18 protein-coding genes are annotated in these 21,864 nt (G+C 60.5%); 10 read left to right on the forward strand and 8 right to left on the reverse strand.

From position 1 onward, the window contains the following. The first annotated feature begins 96 nt into the window (after positions 1–96). Positions 97–909 (forward strand): crotonase/enoyl-CoA hydratase family protein, encoded by an 813-nt coding sequence (locus tag SLW74_RS23335; protein WP_410930259.1) that lies wholly within the window; start codon positions 97–99, stop codon positions 907–909. Between the two features lie 90 nt (positions 910–999). Further along, on the forward strand, positions 1,000–1,866 hold the full coding sequence (gene nudC, locus SLW74_RS23340) for an NAD(+) diphosphatase (protein WP_065991405.1): 867 nt from the start codon (positions 1,000–1,002) through the stop codon (positions 1,864–1,866). On the opposite strand, the gene SLW74_RS23345 is transcribed toward nudC, so the two are convergent. The 6 genes from SLW74_RS23345 to SLW74_RS23370 form a co-directional block, all read right to left on the reverse strand. Further along, positions 1,828–2,601, reverse strand: a complete 774-nt coding sequence (locus tag SLW74_RS23345) for a TSUP family transporter (protein WP_065991406.1) — start codon at positions 2,599–2,601, stop codon at positions 1,828–1,830. The two genes, nudC and SLW74_RS23345, sit on opposite strands and share 39 nt — an antisense overlap. Positions 2,602–2,742: 141 nt before the next feature. After that, the gene (locus SLW74_RS23350) at positions 2,743–3,882 is read right to left on the reverse strand and encodes a Gfo/Idh/MocA family protein (RefSeq protein WP_410930260.1); all 1,140 of its coding nucleotides are present in this window, start codon (positions 3,880–3,882) and stop codon (positions 2,743–2,745) included. 126 nt (positions 3,883–4,008) lie between these two features. Then, on the reverse strand, positions 4,009–4,776 hold the full coding sequence (locus SLW74_RS23355) for an SDR family oxidoreductase (RefSeq protein ID WP_065991408.1): 768 nt from the start codon (positions 4,774–4,776) through the stop codon (positions 4,009–4,011). A gap of 25 nt (positions 4,777–4,801) precedes the next feature. Then, positions 4,802–5,869 (reverse strand): phosphotransferase family protein, encoded by a 1,068-nt coding sequence (locus SLW74_RS23360; RefSeq protein ID WP_410930261.1) that lies wholly within the window; start codon positions 5,867–5,869, stop codon positions 4,802–4,804. 207 nt (positions 5,870–6,076) lie between these two features. Further along, positions 6,077–6,391, reverse strand: a complete 315-nt coding sequence (locus SLW74_RS23365; RefSeq protein ID WP_065991410.1) for an SCP2 sterol-binding domain-containing protein — start codon at positions 6,389–6,391, stop codon at positions 6,077–6,079. A 57-nt stretch (positions 6,392–6,448) separates the two neighbouring features. After that, entirely contained in the window at positions 6,449–7,159 is a 711-nt protein-coding gene (locus tag SLW74_RS23370) for a histidine phosphatase family protein (RefSeq protein ID WP_410930262.1), read from the reverse strand. 206 nt (positions 7,160–7,365) lie between these two features. On the opposite strand from SLW74_RS23370, the gene sohB reads away from it, so the two are divergent. Beyond that, positions 7,366–8,388: a protease SohB gene (sohB, locus tag SLW74_RS23375; RefSeq protein ID WP_410930263.1), complete on the forward strand. Its 1,023-nt coding sequence runs from the start codon at positions 7,366–7,368 to the stop codon at positions 8,386–8,388. 196 nt (positions 8,389–8,584) lie between these two features. Here the strand turns inward: sohB and SLW74_RS23380 are convergent, their stop codons facing one another. After that, positions 8,585–9,079, reverse strand: coding sequence for a DUF934 domain-containing protein (locus tag SLW74_RS23380; protein ID WP_192135702.1), 495 nt, complete (start codon positions 9,077–9,079; stop codon positions 8,585–8,587). Continuing rightward, on the reverse strand, positions 9,063–10,721 hold the full coding sequence (locus SLW74_RS23385; RefSeq protein ID WP_065991414.1) for a nitrite/sulfite reductase: 1,659 nt from the start codon (positions 10,719–10,721) through the stop codon (positions 9,063–9,065). Before SLW74_RS23385 ends, SLW74_RS23380 begins: the two co-directional genes overlap by 17 nt. A 1,201-nt stretch (positions 10,722–11,922) precedes the next feature. Between SLW74_RS23385 and tssL the strand changes: the two genes are divergently transcribed. The 7 genes from tssL (at position 11,923) to tssF (ending at position 21,765) form a co-directional block, all read left to right on the forward strand. Continuing rightward, positions 11,923–12,606: a type VI secretion system protein TssL, short form gene (gene tssL, locus SLW74_RS23390; RefSeq protein WP_410930264.1), complete on the forward strand. Its 684-nt coding sequence runs from the start codon at positions 11,923–11,925 to the stop codon at positions 12,604–12,606. Positions 12,607–12,608: 2 nt separating this feature from the next. After that, complete coding sequence (locus SLW74_RS23395) at positions 12,609–15,335, forward strand: type VI secretion system Vgr family protein (protein ID WP_410930265.1); 2,727 nt, start codon at positions 12,609–12,611, stop codon at positions 15,333–15,335. Further along, positions 15,332–17,254: a phospholipase gene (locus SLW74_RS23400; protein ID WP_410930266.1), complete on the forward strand. Its 1,923-nt coding sequence runs from the start codon at positions 15,332–15,334 to the stop codon at positions 17,252–17,254. The genes SLW74_RS23395 and SLW74_RS23400 overlap by 4 nt, the downstream gene beginning before the upstream one ends. Positions 17,255–17,343: 89 nt before the next feature. Continuing rightward, complete coding sequence (locus SLW74_RS23405) at positions 17,344–18,537, forward strand: DUF6396 domain-containing protein (RefSeq protein WP_410930267.1); 1,194 nt, start codon at positions 17,344–17,346, stop codon at positions 18,535–18,537. Continuing rightward, the gene (locus SLW74_RS23410) at positions 18,534–19,382 is read left to right on the forward strand and encodes a hypothetical protein (RefSeq protein ID WP_410930268.1); all 849 of its coding nucleotides are present in this window, start codon (positions 18,534–18,536) and stop codon (positions 19,380–19,382) included. Before SLW74_RS23405 ends, SLW74_RS23410 begins: the two co-directional genes overlap by 4 nt. Positions 19,383–19,682: 300 nt before the next feature. Then, the gene (locus SLW74_RS23415; protein ID WP_410930269.1) at positions 19,683–19,946 is read left to right on the forward strand and encodes a PAAR domain-containing protein; all 264 of its coding nucleotides are present in this window, start codon (positions 19,683–19,685) and stop codon (positions 19,944–19,946) included. 52 nt (positions 19,947–19,998) lie between these two features. Next, a complete protein-coding gene (gene tssF, locus SLW74_RS23420; protein WP_410930270.1) occupies positions 19,999–21,765 on the forward strand; it encodes a type VI secretion system baseplate subunit TssF in 1,767 nt (588 codons plus the stop codon). The last annotated feature ends 99 nt before the right edge of the window (positions 21,766–21,864 follow it).

Here is a 21,864-nt window from a genome sequence, read left to right on the forward strand (position 1 = left end):
CAAATGGCGCAACCGTGGCCTGCGGGCGCACCGACCGACTTGCTATGATCCGGCGTCATGGAATAAACCCCGTCTGCCCTAAAAGGATCTAAAGCCGTGTCTGACTACAGTGCGTTCAAGGTGGAACTGGCCGACCACATTGCCCACGTCCAGATCAATCGTCCGGAAAAAATCAACGCGATGAACGCTGCGTTCTGGCAGGAAATCATCGAGATTTTCCGTTGGGTCGAGGACACCGACGACGTCCGCGTGGTGGTGCTCAGTGGCGCCGGCAAGCACTTTTCTTCCGGCATCGACCTGACGCTGCTCGCCTCGGTGGCCAGCGAGCTGGGCAAGGACGTGGGCCGCAACGCCCGCCTGCTGCGGCGCAAGATCCTGCAGATGCAGGAATCTTTCAGCGTGGTTGATCGATGCAGCAAGCCGGTGCTCGCCGCCATTCAGGGCTATTGCATCGGCGGCGCCATCGATTTGATCAGCGCCTGTGACATGCGTTATGCCGCGGACGATGCGCTGTTTTCCATTCGCGAAATCGACATGGGCATGGCGGCGGACGTCGGCACCCTGCAGCGACTGCCGCGCTTGATCGGCGACGGCATGATGCGCGAAATGGCCTACACCGGCCGTAACGTCGGCGCCGAAGAAGCCCTGCGTATTGGCCTGGCCAATCGCACATTCACTGACCTGCCGCAGTTGCTCGAAGGCGTGTTCGCCATCGCCCGGGACATCGCCGGCAAATCACCCATCGCCATCAGCGGCAGCAAGCGCATGATCGGCTACATGCGCGATCACAGCGTGGACGACGGTCTCGAATACGTTGCCACCTGGAACGCTGCCATGTTGCAATCGGCCGACCTGAAGCTGGCGATGGTCGCTCACATGAGCAAACAGAAGCCGGTCTTCGACAATTGACTGACCTATTTGAATGCATCACCGACGGCTGCCTGTGAGTCTTTCTACCGGGTTGCAGACGGGCCCGTCGGTGCTCAGAGGAGTTGAGGCATGACGCCCCCGAAGCGTTGGACTACCGCCGTGCTTGATGTTCAGGCACCCGGCGGCTGGGCCGTGGTTCAGAGTGACCAGGGCTTTTTGAAAGACAGCAACGGCGTGCTGTTCCCCCGCGAATGGCTGAAGCGCCAGGCGCTGCCGTTACTGCACGAGCATGGCATTGGCCATTTTGACGGCGAGCCGGTGTACGTGCAGACCCTCCAACATTCGCCGGGGTCGGATCTGGCGTTGGAGGCTGAGGGTTCGCAGTGGCAGACCCTCCGTCAGTTCATGCTCGCCGACGACGCCGATGTGTTCCAGATGCTTGGCTACGCGGCGCAGATCAGCACCTGGGCCCGTGAACATCGTTTTTGTGGGCGTTGCGGTCAGGCGGCGCAGCAAGTGCCGGGGGAGCGGGCGATGTATTGCCCGCACTGCGATCTGCGCGCGTATCCGCGGATTTCGCCGAGCATGATCGTGCTGATCACCCGCGGCGATGAAGTGCTGCTGGCGCGCTCGCCGCGTTTTGTGTCGGGGGTCTACAGCACCCTGGCCGGGTTCGCCGAACCGGGCGAGTCCGCAGAGGACTGTGTACGGCGCGAGGTGATGGAAGAGGTCCGGGTCACCGTCAAGAATATCCAGTACAAGGGCAGCCAGTGCTGGCCGTTCCCGCACTCGATGATGCTCGGCTTCCACGCCGAATACGACAGCGGCGAGATCGTGCCCCAGGCAGACGAAATCGAAGACGCCCAGTGGTTCAGCATCCATGACCTGCCGCCGTTGCCGGCCAGTCGCTCGATTGCGCGCTACCTGATCGATCTGTATCTGGCCCAGCGCTCGGGCTCAGTTGAACCAGTGCTGCCAGGCCAGGCGGACGGTTAGGCCCAGCACCACGGTAATGAAGACAGGGCGGATGAACTTCGCGCCGCCCTTGATCGCGGTTCTGGCGCCGAGAAAGGCGCCGACCATCAGCGCCAGGCCCATCGACAGACCAATGACCCAGTCCACCGAGCCGTTGATGGCGAAGATCATCAGCGCGGCGGCGTTGCTGACGAAGTTCATGCTGCGCGCGACGCCGCTGGCTTTCACCAGATCGACCGGGTACATCAACAGCGTGCTGACCGTCCAGAACGCCCCGGTGCCGGGCCCGGCCACGCCGTCGTAAAAGCCCAGCCCGAGGCCTTGGGGCAGCTGCCATTTGGTCTTGATCGGCGCATTGCTGTCCAGCGGCGCCTTGGGCGTGCCGCCGAACAGCAGGTACAGCCCGCAGCCGAACACGATCACCGGGAGCATCTGGTTCAGCAGTTCGGCCGGCAGATAATGCGCGACTACGGCACCGATCAGCGCACCCACCGCCGTGCCGATCAGGGCGCGTTTCCACTGCCCCGGGTTGAACAGCTTGCGCCGGTAAAAGGTGTAGCTGGCGGTGGCCGAGCCAAAGGTCGAGCTGAGCTTGTTGGTGCCCAGCACCAGATGGGGCGGCAGGCCGGCAGTGAGCAGTGCAGGCGTGGTCAACAGCCCGCCGCCGCCTGCGATGGCGTCGATGAAACCGGCGGCAAAGGCAACGACAGCCAGCACCAGAAGGGTAATGGGTTCAACGGTGAGTTCGAACGGCATGGGAAGGCGCTTATCGGGCAGATGGGCAGAATGGCTGCCCGCAAGCGCAGCATTCTACCTGCAAGGCGCGCGGTGTAGTAGGACCGGCTTCAGCCGGGAAGGGGCCGGTGGGGACACCCTTGGCTTTCGGTCTGACCTGACTCAAATATCCGACACACTCACCCAGCGCATCTCCTTCGCCGCGATGCGAATCGCTGTAGCCAGGCGCTCGACCTCCATTGCTTCGGCAAAATCCGTCCCGCTCGAAACCTGCCCACCCAGCGCCTGGATGAGGTCGTGCACTTCCAGTGTCTTCAGTTCGTTGTACCCCAACTGATGCCCTGGCGCCGGGCAGAAAGACGCGTACCCGGGTTGCGCAGGACCGGCCAGAATCCGCTGAAAGCCGTCGCGTCCCGGGGATCCTGTTCGGTACAGCCGCAGCTCGTTCAAGCGTTCCTGATCAAACGACAATGTCCCTTCGGTGCCACCGATCTCGAAGCTCAGGTGATTCTTGTAGCCGTGCTTCAGCCAACTGCTGCCGAACGTACCTCGCGCGCCGTTGGCGAAGCGCAGCAGCGCGTAGGTCTGGTCATCGATACTGATCGCCCGTTGCTCTTCGCTGCCGCGCGTGGCCGGGCGTTGCGGATACACGGTTTGCGAGTCTGCGCACACCGCGTCGACATCGCCGAGCAGGTACCGCGCCATCGCCAGCAAATGACTGCCGAGGTCCGCCAGGGCTCCGCCGGCATGGGCCTCTTCGCAGCGCCACGACCACGGCGACAGCCCATCGCCCATGAAGTCCTCGCTGAATTCCCCCTGAAAACTGACGATCCGGCCCAGCTCGCCACGCTCGATCATTTGCTTTGCCAACCCGATGATCGGGTTGTGCTGGTAGTTGTAACCGACCCTTGTCACCACGCCGGCCTTGCGCGCTGCCGCCTGCATCTCCCGCGCCTGCGCCAGACTCACCGCCAGCGGCTTCTCGCAATACACTGCCTTGCCCGCTTCAAGGGCCGCCATGGCCATGGGGAAATGCAGCTGGTTTGGCGTGGTGATCGCTACCAGATTGACCGCTGGATCGCTGATCAGCTGTTGCCAGTCGTCATGGCTGCGCTGGAACCCCCAACTGGCTGCGCACTGTTGCGCACGCGCAGCATCGGCATCGGCCAGCGCGACAAGGATGAGGTTGAAGGGCAGATCGAACGTAGTGCGTGCGTTGTGAAACGCCAGGGCGTGAGCCCGACCCATGAAGCCCGTGCCGATCAGGCCGACGCCCAGTTCTGGAAGAGAATTCCCGCGCATGACAGCGTGTCCTTTAAGACGTGTTGTTGTGCGGAAAATGTAGGCGGTTGGGCGCACCCGATGGAATCTTTATTCCATCAGGAACACCTCAGTTTCACCTCAGCGGCGTGGGTTTACCTCCACGACTCAGGACAGAAACCCGCCGTCCACATTCAACGCCACGCCCGTCGTGTAGCTCGACGCGTCGCTCGCCAGGTACAGCACCGTCCCCGCCATCTCGCTCGGCGCCGCCACGCGCTTGAGGGGAATCTGCGCCAACGCGGTGTTGAGGATCTTCTCGTTGCTCACCAGCGCCGAGGCGAATTTGGTGTCGGTCAGGCCCGGCAGCAGGGCGTTGCAGCGGATGCCGAACTGCGCGCATTCCTTGGCGAAGACCTTGGTCATGTTGATCACCGCCGCTTTGGTCACCGAATAGATGCCCTGATACACGCCCGGCGAGACGCCGTTGATCGACGCCACGTTGATGATGCTGCCGCCGCCGTGTTCGCGCATCAGCTTGCCGGCCTCCACGGACATGAAAAAGTAGCCGCGGATGTTCACGTCGACGGTCTTCTGGAACGCACCGAGGTCGGTGTCCAGCACGTTGCAGAACTGCGGGTTGGTCGCCGCGTTGTTCACCAGAATGTCCAGGCGGCCAAACTGCTCGCGGATCTGCGCGAACACGGCTGTGATCTGTTCCATTTCACCGATGTGGCAGGCGATGGCGGTGGCCTGGCCGCCCTCGGCAATGATCGCGTCCGCGACCTGCTGGCAGCCGTCGATCCTGCGGCTGGAGACGATGACATGGGCGCCTTGCTGGGCCAGCAGTTTGGCGATCGCTTCGCCGATGCCACGGCTGGCCCCCGAGACGAAAGCGATCTTGCCATCCAGGTCGAACAGTTGGGTCTTGGACATTGTAGTTTTCCTTGTCGTGTCGCAATCAGAGGCTGGAACGCTCAATCACTTGCAGGGCCATGCGCTCGAGCAGGGCGTTCATGTGAATGAACTGAGCGAAGCGCTTGTCCTGGGTCTGGCCGTGGAAGAAGCGGTAGTAGATTTGCTGGACGATGCCCGCCAGACGGAACAGACCGTAGGTGTAGTAAAAATCGAAATTGTCGATGGCAATGCCCGAGCGCTCGGCGTAGTACGCCACGAACTGCTCACGGGTGAGCATGCCCGGCGCATGGCTGGGCTGGCGCCGCATCAGTTGCACCGGCGCGGGGTCGTCCGCCTGAATCCAGTACGCCAGACTGTTGCCCAGGTCCATCAGCGGATCACCGAGCGTGGTCAGCTCCCAGTCCAGCACGCCGATGATTTGCATCGGGTTGTCGGGGCCGAGGATCACGTTGTCGAAGCGGTAGTCGTTGTGCACCAGGCTGGAGACGGGGTGGTCCGCCGGCTGCTTTTCGTCCAGCCAGCGGGCGACCTTTTCCCAGCTCGGCGCATCGGCGGTACGGGCTTTCTCGTAACGCTCGGTCCAGCCGCGAATCTGCCGCTCGACGTAACCCTGGGGCTTGCCCAGGTCGCCGAGGCCACAGGCGGTGTAATCCACCTGATGCAGTTCCACCAGCCGATCGATAAAGCTTTTGCACAGGGTTTCGGTCTGCGCGGCATCGAGGTTCAGCTCGGCGGGCAACTCCGCGCGCAGAATGATGCCCTTGACCCGCTCCATCACGTAAAACTCGGCACCGATCACGCTGTCGTCAGTGCAGTGCAGGTACGCCCTGGGGCAATAGGGGAATGCGTCGCGCAGTTGATTGAGGATGCGGAATTCGCGGCCCATGTCGTGGGCGCTTTTCGCCTTGTGACCGAACGGCGGGCGGCGCAGAACCATTTCCTGCTCGGGGTACTTCAGCAGGTACGTCAGGTTCGACGCGCCACCGGGAAACTGGCTGATCTGCACGCTACCGCTCAGGCCGGGGACGTGGGCTTTCAGGTACGGGTCGATCAATGCAGCGTCGAGTTCTTCGCCGGATCGAACCGGGGTGGACTGGTCGGTGAGCGCCATGCGTATCCCTGCAGATTATTTTGGTGGGCCAGGATCATTGGCTAATCTAATGCGCTCCGGCGCTGGCGAACAAGGGCTATTGGCGCGGGTGTTACGCCGCAATCAGCCGACCTGATTCACAGGCGGGAGGCGCTGTCTTGCACGTCGCCCGGACGAAAAAAAACCGAAGCCGGGCAGCTTCGGTTCTTTCGCAACGGCGGTGCGTCCTCAGGAAGGAAACAGCTCGCTCAGTTTCATCGCCAGCATCATGTCGCCTTCAGCGCGCAGTTTGCCGCCCATGAACGCCTGCATGCCGTCGGTCTCGCCGCTGACGATGCCTTCCAGGGTTTCGCCGTCCATCACCAGGGTGACCTGCGCGTCCGGGTTCTCGCCTTCCTGCAATTCGCAGGTGCCGTCCTTGACGATCAGGGAGAAGTTCTTGGTTTCGTCGATGCGGAAACCGAACACCAGGTCCAGGCCCGCAGCAGCGGCTGGGTTGAACTTGGCTTTCATGGCGTGGACGGCGTTTTCTACGGAGCTCATGGTGTGATCCTTTTATATGAGTGGTGATGAGCACTTTGCGAGTGCGATTGGCCGGGCTCAGCGATAGGTGATGAGCTCCGGCGCCTTCATCAGTTGCAAGTGCGCGTAACTGTTGAAGGAAGCCAGGGACACCTCGCGCTCACGGAACTTCACGTGATTGAGCGAGGTGTTGACGATGTGCCAGTTCAGTTCAAAAGCCTGGGTGGCCGGCATCTGTGTGATCAGGTGGAGCAGGGCGGTGATGGTGCCACCGGAAGTGAACACGGCGATGCGGTCGCTTGGCCCGGCGCTGTCGAGGATGCTGCTCAGGCCGGCTTCGACTTGCTCGACGAAGGCCTGCCAGCTCTGCAGGGCGGCGGCGTCGTGATCGCCCACCAGCCAGCGGCGGATGATCGCGGCGAACAGACGCTGGAACTCGGCGCGGTTGTTGGCCGCGTCGCGCATGATCTCAAAGGCGTCCGGTTCTTCATCCAGCATCGCCGGGAGCAGCGCGCGGATCACGCCTTCTGCGTTGAATTCGTTGAAGGCGATGTCGGTTTCAAGTTCGGGGGTGACAAAGCCGGCGGCGTTGAGCTGGGCGATCACCGTTTCGGCCGTGTGGCGCTGGCGGAACAAGGCGCCGCTGATGCAGCGGTCGAAGTTCAGACCCAGCTGGGCGAGGTGTGCGCCGAGGATTTCGGACTGACGAAAACCGGTAGGCGACAGGACGTCGTAATCGTCCGCACCAAACGAGGCCTGGCCATGTCGTATGAGATAGATGCTGCCCACGACCGCTTCACCCTGGCACGTTGAAAGTGCTGGGAGGTTATGAGGACGGCCCGCGGTCTGTCAATGAAAAAACATACGCTCGTTTGAATTGGCCGATCTGTCCCGTATTCGCCGTCGCGTCACTGGCTCGGCCACCGGCGCGCCGGTATGCTTGGCCCCATTCGCGATCCTCTGCCGAGGGTCTGCTGTACCGGTAAGGAGTTTCTGTGGAGTTCATTTTCGATTACGCCAGCTTCCTGGCAAAGACCGTCACCATCGTGATCGCGATCATTGTGGTGCTGGTGGTCATCGCGTCGATGCGCGGTCGCGGGCGCCGTGGCGCAGGCGGCCAGTTGCACGTCACCAAACTCAATGACTTCTACAAAGGGCTGCGTGATCGCCTCGAAGGTTCGCTGCTGGACAAGGCGCGGCTCAAGGCGCTGCGCAAGGCCCAGGCCAAGGAGCTGAAGAAGGACAAGAAGTCCACCGAGGTCAAGTCGCGGGTCTACGTGCTCGACTTTGACGGTGACATCAAGGCTTCGGCCACCCAGAACATGCGCAACGAGATCACCGCGCTGCTGGCCCTCGCCACCCCCAAGGATGAAGTGGTGCTGCGCCTGGAGAGCGGCGGCGGCATGGTCCACAGCTACGGTCTGGCGTCGTCGCAGCTGGCGCGGATTCGTCAGGCGGGCATTCCGCTGACCGTCTGCATTGACAAGGTCGCGGCCAGCGGCGGCTACATGATGGCGTGCATCGGTACCCGTATTATCAGTGCACCGTTCGCAATCCTCGGGTCGATCGGCGTGGTGGCTCAACTGCCCAACGTCAATCGTCTGCTGAAAAAGCATGACATCGATTTCGAAGTGCTGACCGCCGGCGAGTACAAGCGCACGCTAACGGTGTTTGGCGAAAACACCGAGAAGGGCCGTGAGAAATTCCAGGAAGATCTGGACATCACCCACGAGCTGTTCAAGAACTTTGTCGCCAGCTACCGCCCGCAGTTGCAGATCGACGAAGTCGCCACCGGCGAGATCTGGCTGGGCATTGCCGCCAAGGACAAACTGCTGGTGGATGAGCTGAAGACCAGCGATGAATACCTGTCGGAGAAAGCCAAGACCTCCGAGGTGTTCCACCTGCACTACGCCGAACGCAAGAGCCTGCAACAGCGGGTTGGCATCGCCGCGAGCATCTCGGTTGACCACCTGGTGACAGGGTGGTGGGGCAAGCTGACGCAGCAGCGGTTCTGGTGACTGATCCCTTGAGCTCATCGCGTGAAGGCTGCAGGAACCCATTGTAGGACTGGCTTTAGCCGGGAAGGCGTCGGACGCCACACCGCAAGATTGACGGTGTTTGCACCTTGAGCCAGCTGAATTAAAAAGCCCCGACTTCTTACGAAGCCGGGGCTTTTTATCAAGCGTGTTTAAACGCGGAATCAGCAGCAGCGACTCAACGCCGCCGAAACAGCGGCAGCGGCTCGTCGGTGGCAGCCTGATACGTCACGGAAAAGTCCTTCAGACCTTCCAGCGCCTCGTACGGATCCTTGTCGGCACGAATGGCGAACGCATCGAACCCGCAGCGGTGCAGGTAGAACAGCTGATCGCGCAACACATCGCCAATCGCCCGCAGTTCGCCCTTGTAACCGTAGCGGTCACGCAGCAGGCGCGCATTGGAGTAGCTGCGGCCGTCAGTGAATGCCGGGAAGTTCAGGGCGATGACCTGGAACTGATCCGCGTCGTCGCCGATTTCCTCGGCCTCCTCGTCGCTGTCCAGCCACACACCCAGGCCGCCGTCGCGGGCCTTCAACGCATGGGCATGCTCGCGCCACAGGTTAAGGGGCACGATCAGGTCATCGCAGTTGGACAGGCTGTCGAACGTCGTGTCCTTGGGCAGCAGATGCCAGGTCTCGTCGATGACCTCGTTGTTCTTAATGATTCGCTGCATAGACGCGCTCCTTGAAAGGGTCGATGCCAATACGCTGGTAGGTGTCGATGAAGCGCTCGTCTTCGTTGCGTTTCTCAACATAGACGTCGATCAGCTTCTCGATCACATCCGGCATCACGTCCTGTGCGAACGATGGGCCAAGGATCTTGCCCAGGCTGGCGTCGCGGCTGGCGCTGCCGCCCAGAGACACCTGGTAAAACTCTTCGCCTTTCTTGTCCACGCCGAGAATGCCGATGTGGCCCACGTGGTGGTGGCCGCAGGCGTTCATGCAGCCTGAAATGTTCAGGTCCAGCTCGCCGATGTCGAACAGGTAATCGAGATCGTCAAAACGACGCTGGATCGATTCGGCAATCGGGATCGACTTGGCGTTGGCCAGGGAGCAGAAGTCGCCGCCCGGGCAGCAGATGATGTCCGTCAGCAGGCCGATGTTCGGCGTTGCGAAGCCTTGCTCGCGCAGTTCGCCCCACATCGCGAACAGCTGGCTCTGCTCGACGTCGGCCAGAATCACGTTCTGCTCGTGGGACGTGCGCAGTTCACCGAAGCTGTAGCGATCGGCAAGGTCGGCGATGCCGTCCAGTTGCTTGTCGGTGAGATCGCCCGGCGCCACGCCGGTCGGTTTCAGCGACAGGGTCACGGCCGCGTAGCCCGGCTTTTTGTGGGCCAGGACGTTGCGCGAGCGCCAGCGTGCGAAACCGGGGTGCTGTTGATCCAGCTGAGCCAGTTCGGCGCTGTAATCGGTCAGCGCCTTGTAGTCCGGGTCGACGAAGTGTTTGGCAACGCGATGCACCTCGGCCTCGGTCAGCGTGGTCTGGCCGCCGCGCAGGTGAGCCATTTCGGCCTCGACCTTCTCGGCGAACACTTCAGGGGTCAGCGCCTTGACCAGAATCTTGATGCGCGCCTTGTACTTGTTGTCGCGACGGCCGTAGCGGTTGTACACGCGCAGGATGGCGTCGAGGTAGCTCAACAGGTCCTGCCACGGCAGGAACTCGTTGATGAACGCACCGACCACCGGCGTGCGGCCAAGGCCACCGCCGACCAGCACGCGGAAGCCCAGCTCGCCGGCAGCATTCTTGAGCGGCTCCAGGCCGATGTCGTGGACCTCGATAGCAGCGCGGTCGGAGGCCGAGCCGTTGATCGCAATCTTGAACTTGCGCGGCAGGTAGGCGAATTCCGGGTGGAACGTCGTCCACTGACGGACGATTTCACACCAGGGGCGCGGGTCCACCAGCTCGTCGGCAGAGACGCCGGCAAACTGGTCCGTGGTGACGTTGCGCAGGCAGTTGCCGCTGGTCTGGATCGCGTGCATCTGCACGGTGGCCAGTTCGGCGAGAATGTCGGGGATGTCTTCGAGTGCCGGCCAGTTGAACTGCACGTTCTGGCGGGTACTGATGTGCGCGTAGCCCTTGTCGTAATCACGGGCGATCTTCGCCAGCATGCGGGCCTGGCGCGAGGTCAGCTGGCCGTAAGGCACAGCGACGCGCAGCATCGGGGCGAAGCGTTGGATGTAGAGGCCGTTTTGCAGGCGAAGCGGGCGGAACTCTTCTTCGCTGAGCTCGCCGGCCAGATAGCGGCGGGTCTGGTCGCGGAACTGCTTGACGCGGTCCTCGACGATCCGCTGATCGTACTCGTCGTATACGTACATGGTGGTCCTGTTCTCAGGCGGTTCACTGCTGCTGGGCCAGCCGGAAAGGCGATGCGTTGTCGTCTGCTTTCAGGCTACCGAACAAATCTGCGCGCACGGCCGCGCACTCCTTGCGGAGCCGGGGGAGGTTACCAGTTTGCAGATATGCGCAAAAGTGATGTTTGAGTATATGCACAGAACCAAAAGTGCTAAGCAGCACGTCGGCTCGGCTTAACCTCACTTGTGATGAGGGCATGGCTCGACTTTACTCTGGCAATGACCGATGACACACGTCGCTGGTCCGCGAGTTTTGCGATCACCCATAAAACAGACAAAAGGCGATGCAATGCGAAATCACCCGAAAGTTGCCAAATCCGAGAGCCATGTGGATGCATGGGCCATTCTGTTCATTGTCGTGCTGGTGGTGGGGGCGGTGGTGTTCTGGGTGACACACCAGTAGCGAGGACCTCCACCTATCTGTAGGCCTGCTGCTGGCGAACCCGTTCATGCAGGCACTGCAACGGCGTCTGCGAAATCGGGTTCGCCATCATGTCGGCTCCGTCGGGCACCCTATGCCGGCCTTTATAAGGCTGCTCGCCTTGTGAGCGCGGTTAGCCGCCGATCGCTTTGCCATTTCCAGTCTTCATACTTCGGCCCTCACGATTTAATACTCAGGTGTTTCCGGCTGAATCGGCTAAAGGACCTGCATGTAAAATTTAAATGATGGGTCAGCGTTCGATTAAACAGAATGTATATTCGGGCAGCCCACCGATGGCTATAAATCCTCGCTGTTGGTGTTGGCGTTCACAGTGCTGGCTTTAACTGACTTTAAATTCTGGCTTCAGATTCTTTTCACTTAACGTATCAGAACTTTCCGTAGGATCGCTCCTGATATTTGTAAGAAGTTTCTTGATGTGAAAAGGTGGGTAGCATTTTAATTTTTCAGTCATTAGCCTTGCTCCTCAACGTCGGGTGGGATCTGGGCGACGTAGCTGCGGGCCCAAGGCTGTGGGGCCGAAGGGCAGGCTGCCGGGGCCGCGTTGTCCATGCTCGCACACGCCAATTTTCGCCATCAAAATATCCAGTGTCCAAACGGACGGAAAATCCGTAGACGCAATATTCTTTATTCCCTGCGCGCACTTCATTGATGTGGGCCGGGGTCACGTTATCGCCTGAGTGATCGATTAATCATTCAATCCTGAAAATGCTCTCGGTGTTACCTATGAATTCAATAAGTCATGAGCCCTCCGGTATTGTGCCGATTAATGTAGACCTTATCTTCCAGGATACCTATTTGCTGGCGGTTGAACTGCGTCACGGTCGCACCATGACCGACAGCAAAACATTGCGCGAGACGTGTATTGCCCAAGTTGAAGGCGCGCGCAGCGTATTGCAGGAAGCAGGCATGAGCCAGCGCAGTATGGACTTGATCATCCATGCGCAATGCGCGCTGCTTGATGAAGCCGTGTTGACCAACGTCGGGGACGGCGTCCGACAGATATGGATCAACGAATCGTTGCAGGCCCGCTTCTGCGGGCACCATCGAGCGGGTGAAATCCTGCATGAGCAAATGCGGGAAGTGCTGCGCGAGCCTGCGCCGGACATGCACGTCGTGACCCTATTCCAGCGGGTGATGATGTTGGGATTTCTGGGCGGTTATCGATCGCTGGATGACGAAGAGCGCATGGTTCTGAAAAACCAGCTGGACGCACTGGCAGGGCCGCAACTGTTCCCGGTGCGGCCGACCTGGATTGACGCCAGAGGCCCTGTCCGCACATTCCCCTGGTGGCTACGTTCTCCACTCCTGCACCTGGCAATCGCGGGACTCGCGCTGGTAGTCCTGTGGTGGTTCCTGAATCGTACGCTCGCCAACATGGTCGACGAGCTTGTCGTGAGGGGCGTCTGACCATGATGGACTCACTCCCGGCCTTTTTTGACCACAGCCGCCACACCCTGCGCGTCGACGACTTGAATGCCGACCTCGACGTGCTGACGTTCACGGGCGAAGAACACCTCAGCCAGCCGTTCACCTACGTCATCGAGTTCACCTCGACGGTTCAGGATATTGGCGCCGGTCACATGCTCGGCAAAGCCGCGCAGTTCACGCTGCACACTGCTCCCCACGTGCTCCCCAGCGCCATGGGCGGTTTGCCGTTACCCGCCGTACCCCCGCTGCGCACCCTGTGTGGCGTGGTCACCGGTTTCAAATGCCTGTCAGCCTCCAGGGACGAGGCGCGTTACGAAGTCACCCTTGAACCGCGGCTGGCTCTGCTGTCCCGCGGGCATCAGTACCGTATCTACCAACACATGTCGGTGCCGGAGATTGTCGACAGCATTCTGCGCAGTCGCCACGACATGGAAGGCCATGATTTCCGCTTCAAGCTCGTCCGTGACTACCCCCGGCGCGAGCAAGTGATGCAATTCGGCGAAAGCGATCTGGCGTTCATCTCACGGCTGCTGGCCGAGGTGGGCATCTGGTTTCGTTTCGCCCACGACGCCCGTCTCGATATCGACGTGATCGAATTCAACGACGATCAGCGCCATTACCAATGGCCGCAAATCACGGTGCCGTGTCGCTCGCCCTCGGGGCTGGACAGCCATGACCAGGACGCTGTGTGGCAGCTGCAATCCGACCATTGCGTGGTGGAAAAGCGCATCCACTTTCGTGCCTACGACCCACGGGATGCCAATGCCTGGCTCGACGGCGAGGTGGACCAGAGCCGCCGCGCCACCACCACCTACGGCGAGGCCTATCACTATGCCGAACCCTATACCGTGCTGGGCGACGCACGTGATCAGGAGGAAGACCTTATAAGCGAAAGCGGTTTCTTCTATGGCCGGCTGCGCCACGAACGTTATCTCAATGCCCAGACGCGTTTAACCGGCGTCAGCAGCAGTGCGACCCTGGCGCTGGCGCAAATCCTCAACGTCACCGGTGACGCCCCCAACGCGTTTGAACCCGGCGCCGTGATTACGGGCCTGAGCCTGCGCGCCGCCCGGGACCGCAGTTTGGAAGTCGCCTTCGTGGCCATTCCCTTCAGCGAGACCGTTTGCTTCCGTCCCCCGGTGCCGCGCAAGCCGCAAGTGGCCGGCACCGTTGCCGCCCGTGTGACCAGCGTCATTGCCAACGACCCGTACAGCCACATCGACAAGGAAGGTCGCTACAAGGTCAACTTCCTGTTCGACCGTGACCACTGGGAGCCCGGTGAAGAAAGCGCGTGGCTGCGTCTGGCCCGGGCCTACGCCGGCGACACCCACGGCCTGCACCTGCCGCTGATTGCCGGCACTGAAGTGGCCGTGGCCTTTGAGCATGGCGACCCCGACCGGCCCTACATCGCCCATGCCTTGCACGACGACCGGCATCCTGACCCGGTGACCCTGGCGGACCGGGACTTCACCCGTAATGTGCTGCGCACCCCCGCCAACAACAAACTGCGCATGGAAGACGAGCGCGGCAAGGAGCACGTCAAGCTCAGTACTGACCACAGCGGCAAGAGCCAGCTGAATCTGGGGCATCTGGTGGATGCCAACAAGGACAAGCGCGGCGAAGGCTTCGAACTGCGCACCGATGGGTGGGGAGCGATTCGCAGCGGCAAAGGGCTGTTCATCAGCGCCGATGAACAGGCCGGCGCCCAAGGGCAGCAGCTGGAGATGGCAGCGGCGATTGCCCACCTGCAGCACGCGGTGGAGCAACTGCAAGGGCTGTCCCAGGATGCTCAGGCGAGCAGGGCCGAGCCCGCTGGCGTTCAGGCACAAGTGGACTTGCTGGAGCAGAATCTCGAACAGCTCAAATCCGCCGTGCTGTTGCTCAGCGCGCCCCAAGGGATTGCCCTCACCAGCGGCAAGCACCTGCAACTGGCGGCCCACGACAACCTCATGCTCAACGCCGGCGGCGAAGCCGACATCAGCGTGGTCAAGCGGATGTTCATCGGGGTCGGCAAAGGCTTGAGCCTGTTCGTGCGCCAGCTGGGCATCAAGCTGATCGCCAATCAAGGCCCGGTCAGCGTGCAGGCGCAGAACGACACGCTGGAGCTGCTGGCCCGACAAGGCCTGAGCATCACCAGCACCGAAGACGAAATCCACATCGTCGCCAAGAAGAAGATCGTGCTCAACGCCGCAGGCAGCTACCTGACGCTGGAGCAGGGCCTCATCGAGTCGGGGACGGCGGGCGACCATCTCCTCAAGGCCGCGAGTTTTCAGTTCCTCAAGGGCGGCGCGACCATGGCTGCCGACCATCCCGACTCCCCGAAACAGCTGACCCGCCAGCCCCTGCGCCTGAAGCTGGCCGCAACGCCCAACCTTGGCAGCAGCTGGACTCACATGCCCTACAAGCTTTATGCCGATGGCGGACTGATCACCGAGGGTGTCATGGACGGCAGCGGGCACGTCGAGGTTGATCATCAGCCAACGACGCAGGAATACCGGCTGGAAATGGCCAACGGCGTCAGCTACCGCATTCCCGCCGTGACCACTTACAAACATCCCGAGCAGGGAAGGCTGGCGAATCAAGGCCTGCACAACCACCGTTCCGCGCCGGACACCCCGGTCAATCAGCCGGCTTCACACACCGACCACCGCACGCAGTATGCCGCCGTGCTGAATAACACCGCCGATCAGGAAGAGGAGGCCCCATGACGCAGCCCGAAATCGTCGCGCCCGTATCGTTTCAAGAAACCGACACCGTGACTCTGACGCCCCCCTGGTTCGTGCAGGACTCTGAGTACCCGCCAGCTTTGACGACGTACATGCCGCTGGTAAACGGCGAAGAGACCTTTGGTGCCGTGCACCGTGCCATTGCAAGCGCGACACGTTCGGTCGATATCATTTGTTGGGGGTTCCAGCCGTCGATGTATTTCATTCGCAACGGGGGGAAGCACCCCAGCATCGGCGCGCTGCTCATGGAAAAGGCCAAGGAGGGTGTAAAGGTACGCGTATTGGGCTGGGAGGCGCCGTTCAATACCGCAGGCATGGCGGGCGAAGCTAACCTTCCAGGCAAGGGGTTGCTTGCGCTCGACGATCGTAAAATGCAACACACCGCCGACGTCGAATACGGCTATGACCGTTATTGGTTCGCCAAGTGTGCCATTGCCGCTGGCCAGGCACCCAAGCGCATCAGTGAACAATACCCGGCTTACGCCAGTCGCGGCTTCAGCCTGTTCGACCGCGCCGAGATCGTTCACCAGGCCCGGTATCACAGCGCCGATCCGAACCTGAGCGCCATCACGTTCGCAGCCCTCGGTATTGCCGTCACCCACCATCAGAAAACCGTGCTGGTGGACTATGAAGCGCCCGAACACGCGGTGGGTTTCGTCATGGGCCACAACACCCTCGACGAATATTGGGACACGGATCGGCACTCGGCGCTCAAGCGCGACAAAGCCAATAAACCCGCGCCCAATGCCGGGCCTCGGGGTGACACGCCGCGTCAGGACATTTCCAGCCAGGTGGCCGGGCCGATACTTGAGCACCTGCACCACAACTTCGCCACGGCCTGGTTCGACGCGACGGGCGAAGACCTGATGACCACTCGCGACGCCATGGCCCTGGGCAAACGCCTGCAATGCCCGCCCGACCAGCAACGGCACTTCGCCCAGATCCTGCGCACCCAGGCCCAGGAAGGCCGTCGCGACATCGAGACGCTCTACCTGCAAGCGGTGAACAACGCCACGGGCTTCATCTACATCGAAAACCAGTACTTTCGCTGGCCGCCCCTGGCCGAAATGATCAAGAAGGCCGCCATCGCCCAGACCCAGGGCGGACGCGACCCCGGCAAGCACGGCGCATTGCACCTGTTCGTGATCACCAACGTGACCGACGACGGCATCGGCAAAGGCACGGTCAACACCCACCGCATGCTCGACAGCCTGGGGCGCGCCGACACCATGCCGAAAATCACCCAACTGCAGCGCATCGAGGCTGCAAAGGCAAAAGCCGCCGCGCAGGAGCAGGACCTGAGCGAATTGATCGCAGACCAGGCGACAACCCTCGCCACCGAACTGTTGTCCCTCTCGACGACCCTGCTGACCGGGGGCGACAGTGCGATCAGCGAGAAGGCCCGCGAAAAGCGACGCGACGCCGAAAGCGCGGCGGCCTTCCGGATGGCTGTGCTCGAAGACCAGATCAAGGCCATCCAGCAAGAAGTGCTCAAGCCCGAGGACATCCCTAACCTCAAAGTGCACATCTGCTCGCTGGTGGCGCCCGATTCACCTCCCGGTAACTGGATGCCGGTGTACATCCATTCCAAGCTGATGATCGTCGACGACGTATTTACCACCCATGGCTCCGCCAACATCAATACCCGCAGCATGCAGGTGGATAGCGAATTGAACGTTGCCCATGAGTGGGCGAGTGAAACTCAGGCGTTGAGGCGGACGTTGTGGGATCTGCATACGGCGGGGAAGGGGATGCAGGATGATCCGGAGGCGGCGTTCGTCGCTTGGCAGGACATCATCATCAAGAACAAAGTCCGGCAGAGCGCCGAGACGAAAAATGAACCCTATGCGCCCCTCGTCGAGTTTCATTACTGCCCTGCAACGCGGACGAACCTCGACTGATGCGCCGGTTACTACTGCTCGCCTGCCTGACTCTGATCGCATGCGACAACCGCAACGAATTACGACCATCGACGGACATGGACATCCAAATGAAATCTCTCGCCGCAATCAAGGACAACTTGGCTTTCACTTGCAAGCACGAAACTCTCCCTTCAGCCAGTGCCGACAGCGATGTGCTGTTTAAATACGCCCGTTGGCTGGAGAAAAACAACCAGCTGAAACAAAATCCGGATATCGACCTTGAAATCGCACGGCTTTACCGGATCGCCACTGAGAATGGTCACCCCAAGGCCAATATCAACCTGCAGAACGGAGGCCTGCGCGGGAAATACAAAATGCGGGGTCACGAACACCTGCGCTTCAGTCAAGACCTGATCGATGCAAACGTAGCCACGGGTTACTACTTTGTGTCGGTGTTTCTAAAAAACGGTATCGCCGATCTGAAGCAAGACATGGAAATGTCGCTGCGCTATCTGCGAAAGGCCGCTGACGAGGGCAGTGCCCAAGCCCAATACGAAATCGGGGACGCGCTGGCGCCTAGCAGCAGGGCACCGGATGTAGCGCGACAGATGCGTCGTTGCGCCGCCGAGCAAGGACATGGCGCGGCCGCGAATATTTTAGGCGTCTATCTGCAAGACAACGGCGCACATGCAGATGCTCTTGAAGCATTTCAGCTTGGAGTCGCCGCAGGCGACGAAAGCTCTTCCAGTTTTCTGCAGAACGGTTTCCGAGGGCCAGAACCCACCGACGAATTGTATTACCTCGGTCTGGAGGAGGACCTCCAACGCGCCGACCGCTACAAAACCATCTGGCGCATCCTGGCGAGGTACTCCTACGCTCACCCCAAAATCCCCGAAATCAACGACATCCTCCCGCTGCCCCCGGCCAAGCTGCCGCCGTGGGACGGCAAGCTGCAATGGCTGGAAGCCCGCGAAGCCAATGTCCCGCCTGAAAAACCATCGCCTGAGTTAATTCAGCGCCTGACTCAGGACCTGAAACTCGACCCCGCCACCGGCAGACCGATGCCGGGCGCCAAGGGCTTCAGCCAGGCAGACCTGTCAGCCGACCAATGCGTCGCCGGGACCAAGTGCCCGGTCAGCGGTTGGTGGCAGGTGGTCGTGCACCGGGAGCTGCACACCGCCGACGGCCAGTCCATTGTTCGTCACTTCGAGCAAGGAGACGTTTTCCCTGTCGAGCGCATGCGCTATTACCGTGACCGAATCTGGCCGCTGCCCAAGAGCGAACACGAAGGCCCGGTGCGGGTCTGGTGGAGGCTGGCATGAAGAAGTGGTTTCTGAAGGCGTTCTTCCTGCTGTCCGCAACAATGCTGCTGACCACAGGGTTGTTTGAGCTCTACAGCAAAATGCCAGTCTGCGAAGAGCTGGTAAACGGACGGGGCGCGCTGAACAATAGTTGTCTGCCCTATGATCAGGTACTCGCAGGTGACTACAGGGTCCGAAAAGGCCAGGTGTATTGGGAAGACCGAGAATATGCACCTGAAAAAAACTGCGGGTTCGGGGTTTATTCGATACTTGCAAATATAACTAGTTTTAAGTGTTTGTTGGAGATGAAGGGCTACATTCGGACAGTAGAGCACCGGACGTTAATCAAGGTAGAAAAGCTGTCGCCTAGATTCAGAGTTTTAGAAAGCAAAGAGCCCGGGCTGTTGGACTGGCAAAAAGAGCAATTCTACAAATATGCTGTGGGCGAACAGGGTGTGTACTTCGAAGGACGGTTGTTGGAAGGGGCCGACCCCAAAGACTTCTCGGTTATCTTCCCGCTGGGCGATTCTGAGGTGTGGAGCTTTTTCAACGTCTCCCGTGCTGGAAGTCTTACCTTTGTGAGCGGGAAAAGCTTGGGAAACGTCGATCCAGCTTTATATCATTTGCTCCCACCTGTTAAAGGTCCAAGCGTTCCCGCTGGTTGTGGGGCGAATACGCTGGCTGAGCCGCTTCAGGCTGAAGGTGGCAGTTCATTCAATGGGGTGGCTAACTGTGGACTGGCTGTTTCTCATAATCTGAACGTGTTGGCACCCTGCGAAATGTCGGAGAAAGGTGTAAGGGGCGCGTGCTGGTCATTGAAGAAGATTTCGGATTCGGCCATCGACAAGGGAGTAGCGGCACAATAGGGCAAGGACGTCTTCTATTTTCATCGTTATGGAGTAAGTAAGTTTATAGGTGCGGCCTTGACCGATTACTTCGTGTTTGAGCGCGATGGAATGTTGTACATTGATAGTGGCGGCACAAACTTCAGAATGTTGTTGGGACGGAGCAACTTTGCGACACTTATATTGAGCAGAAAGTGAACCAGCTAATGCGCTGGCGTAATTGTCTGTATGGTTTTATTTTTAAAAAAAATAGAAATCTCATCTGGCTTGCTTATTTGGCTCGATGCATTACCCATGAATTTCAATCAGAAGGTATCCCTTATGAAAGGCATCATCCGCATCGGCGACAGCACCACCGGCGGCGGCATCGTCAAAACCGGCTCGGACGCAATGATCTTCGAAGGCATTGGCGCAGCGCGCGTAGGCGACATTGTCCTTTGCCCGCTGCCAGGCCATGGCACCACCCGCATTGCCCAGGGCAACTCAGGCTACAGCGACGACGGCGTACCCATCGCGTTCCACGACGACCTCTGTGAGTGTGGCTGCGCATTGATCACCTCCCTCCCGGAAGCCAGCGCCGGCTGAGCAGGCAGGATGTTTATCAACACCCGAGACACCCAAGACAAGGACATCTGCCATGAGCAAGGACAACCCGACGCTGGCGTACTTCGACGCCGAGATGCGCTACCTGCGCGAAGCGGCTAAAGAATACGGCGCCGCATTCCCCGACCGCGCCGCCGCGTTGAATCTGGACAGACCCGGGGCTCAGGACCCCGCTGTCGAACAGCTGTTTCAGGGCTTTGCGTTCCTGATGGGGCGTCTGCGGGAAAAGCTCGACGATGACCTACCGGAGTTGACGGAAGGCTTGGTCGGCCTGGTCAGGCCGCAGTACCTGCGCATGATTCCGTCGCTGTCGATCGTCGAGTTCTCGCCTGACATCCATGAGATGAAGACCAACGAGACGATCCGCAAAGGCTTCGAGGTGCGCTCGCGACCGGTCGGCCCACAGGGGACTCGCTGCCGTTACACCACCACGCAGGACCTGACGCTGCGTGCGCTGTCCCTCGATGCCGTGGAGGTTGGACAGCAGGCGGATGGCCGCTCGGTGATCAGCCTGTGTTTCTCCCGGGGCAAGCTGTTGCAATGGGACACGATGGACCTGGGCAACCTGCGGTTGTACCTGAATGCCAGCGCGCCCGTGGCCAGCGCCTTGCATCAGGCGCTGGCGCTCAATGCCCGCAAGGTCTACCTGCGCAGGGGGAGCTCGGAGCGCGAGGAGGTCGCTGTCAAATTCAGTCCCAAGGGCTTCGGCGACGAGGATCGCCTCTGGCCTCAGGGCGATGACCGTTTCAGCGGCTGCCCGTTATTGCTGGAGTATTTCAGCTTCCCCGAGAAATTCATGTTCCTTACGATCAAGGGCCTGGAGCAGGTGAAACTGGACGCCAACACAAAGGCGTTAGAGCTTGAAGTGGTGCTCGGTCAACCCTGGCCCCGCGGGTTCGCGCTCAGTGCAGAGCACGTCCGTCTTCACGCCGTGCCGGTCATTAATCTGTTTGCCCTGGAGGCGGACCCTCTGGCCCTCGATCCCTTACAGACCGATTACCGGCTGCGGCCAGTGCAGGTGGAGGATGCCGACACGGACATCTATTCCGTGGACAGCGTTATCGCGGGCAAGCGTGCTGCGCGGCACGAGTATGTGCCCTTCAGCCATTTTCAGCACAGGGGCGGAATGCTGCGCGACGACGCTCCGGAGCGCTATTTCCATACCCGGCTCAAACCCGCGCCAGATGGGTCCCACGACACATGGCTGGTTCTGGGGGGGGACGGTTTCGAACAGGACCGCTTGAACCCGGCACACCGCCTGACACTGCAGTTGACGGGCACCAACGGCGAGCTGCCGCGAATGGCGCTGGCCGAAACAGTGCTGGACCAGCCTGCGCAGTCCAGTCGGCGGACATTGACGGTGCGCAACCTCTGTGCGCCGACGATGCCCTGTTACGCCCCTGACAAAGACCGTTTTCACTGGCGTGTTCTCAGTCACCTGGGCTCGAGTTTTCTGCCGCTGCTCGACAATGCCGAGGTCTTGCGCAATACGCTGGCGCTTTACGACTGGACCGACAGTGCGCTGAACCGGCGCCGGTTACAGTCGATCATCGAGGTTCGTCATCACCTGATCCAACGTTTTGAGGGCGGCTTTCTGCTGCGCGGTGTGGACATTGAAGTCACGCTGGAGGCAGGCCATTTCGCGGGGGAAGGGGACATCTGCCTGTTTGGTGAGCTGCTCAACCGCTTCTTTGCGCAATACGCCGACATTCATCTGTTCAACCAGCTGACATTGATCCTGCAACCGCAGAATAAACATTTGCGGTGGAGCGAAAATCACAGCCAGCGAGTGCCCGGGTGAATCGTTAATTGGCGAGCACCGTCGCAGATTTTCTTTCATTGAGACGCTACGCTGCCGCAGAGCAAACATAGCGGTGTGGGAGCGAGCTTGCTCGCGATA

Origin of the sequence: Pseudomonas sp. W5-36 (assembly GCF_046540455.1) — a bacterium.
Classification (GTDB): domain Bacteria; phylum Pseudomonadota; class Gammaproteobacteria; order Pseudomonadales; family Pseudomonadaceae; genus Aquipseudomonas; species Aquipseudomonas graminis_B.

Coding starts and splice junctions, on each gene's coding strand:
- nudC (WP_065991405.1), top strand. CDS start 1,000: ATGACGCCCCCGAAGCGTTGGACTACCGCCGTGCTTGATGTTCAGGCA.
- SLW74_RS23345 (WP_065991406.1), bottom strand. CDS start 2,601: ATGCCGTTCGAACTCACCGTTGAACCCATTACCCTTCTGGTGCTGGCT.
- SLW74_RS23350 (WP_410930260.1), bottom strand. CDS start 3,882: ATGCGCGGGAATTCTCTTCCAGAACTGGGCGTCGGCCTGATCGGCACG.
- SLW74_RS23355 (WP_065991408.1), bottom strand. CDS start 4,776: ATGTCCAAGACCCAACTGTTCGACCTGGATGGCAAGATCGCTTTCGTC.
- SLW74_RS23360 (WP_410930261.1), bottom strand. CDS start 5,869: ATGGCGCTCACCGACCAGTCCACCCCGGTTCGATCCGGCGAAGAACTC.
- SLW74_RS23365 (WP_065991410.1), bottom strand. CDS start 6,391: ATGAGCTCCGTAGAAAACGCCGTCCACGCCATGAAAGCCAAGTTCAAC.
- SLW74_RS23380 (WP_192135702.1), bottom strand. CDS start 9,079: ATGCAGCGAATCATTAAGAACAACGAGGTCATCGACGAGACCTGGCAT.
- SLW74_RS23385 (WP_065991414.1), bottom strand. CDS start 10,721: ATGTACGTATACGACGAGTACGATCAGCGGATCGTCGAGGACCGCGTC.
- tssL (WP_410930264.1), top strand. CDS start 11,923: ATGAATTCAATAAGTCATGAGCCCTCCGGTATTGTGCCGATTAATGTA.
- SLW74_RS23395 (WP_410930265.1), top strand. CDS start 12,609: ATGATGGACTCACTCCCGGCCTTTTTTGACCACAGCCGCCACACCCTG.
- SLW74_RS23400 (WP_410930266.1), top strand. CDS start 15,332: ATGACGCAGCCCGAAATCGTCGCGCCCGTATCGTTTCAAGAAACCGAC.
- SLW74_RS23405 (WP_410930267.1), top strand. CDS start 17,344: ATGAAATCTCTCGCCGCAATCAAGGACAACTTGGCTTTCACTTGCAAG.
- SLW74_RS23410 (WP_410930268.1), top strand. CDS start 18,534: ATGAAGAAGTGGTTTCTGAAGGCGTTCTTCCTGCTGTCCGCAACAATG.
- SLW74_RS23415 (WP_410930269.1), top strand. CDS start 19,683: ATGAAAGGCATCATCCGCATCGGCGACAGCACCACCGGCGGCGGCATC.
- tssF (WP_410930270.1), top strand. CDS start 19,999: ATGAGCAAGGACAACCCGACGCTGGCGTACTTCGACGCCGAGATGCGC.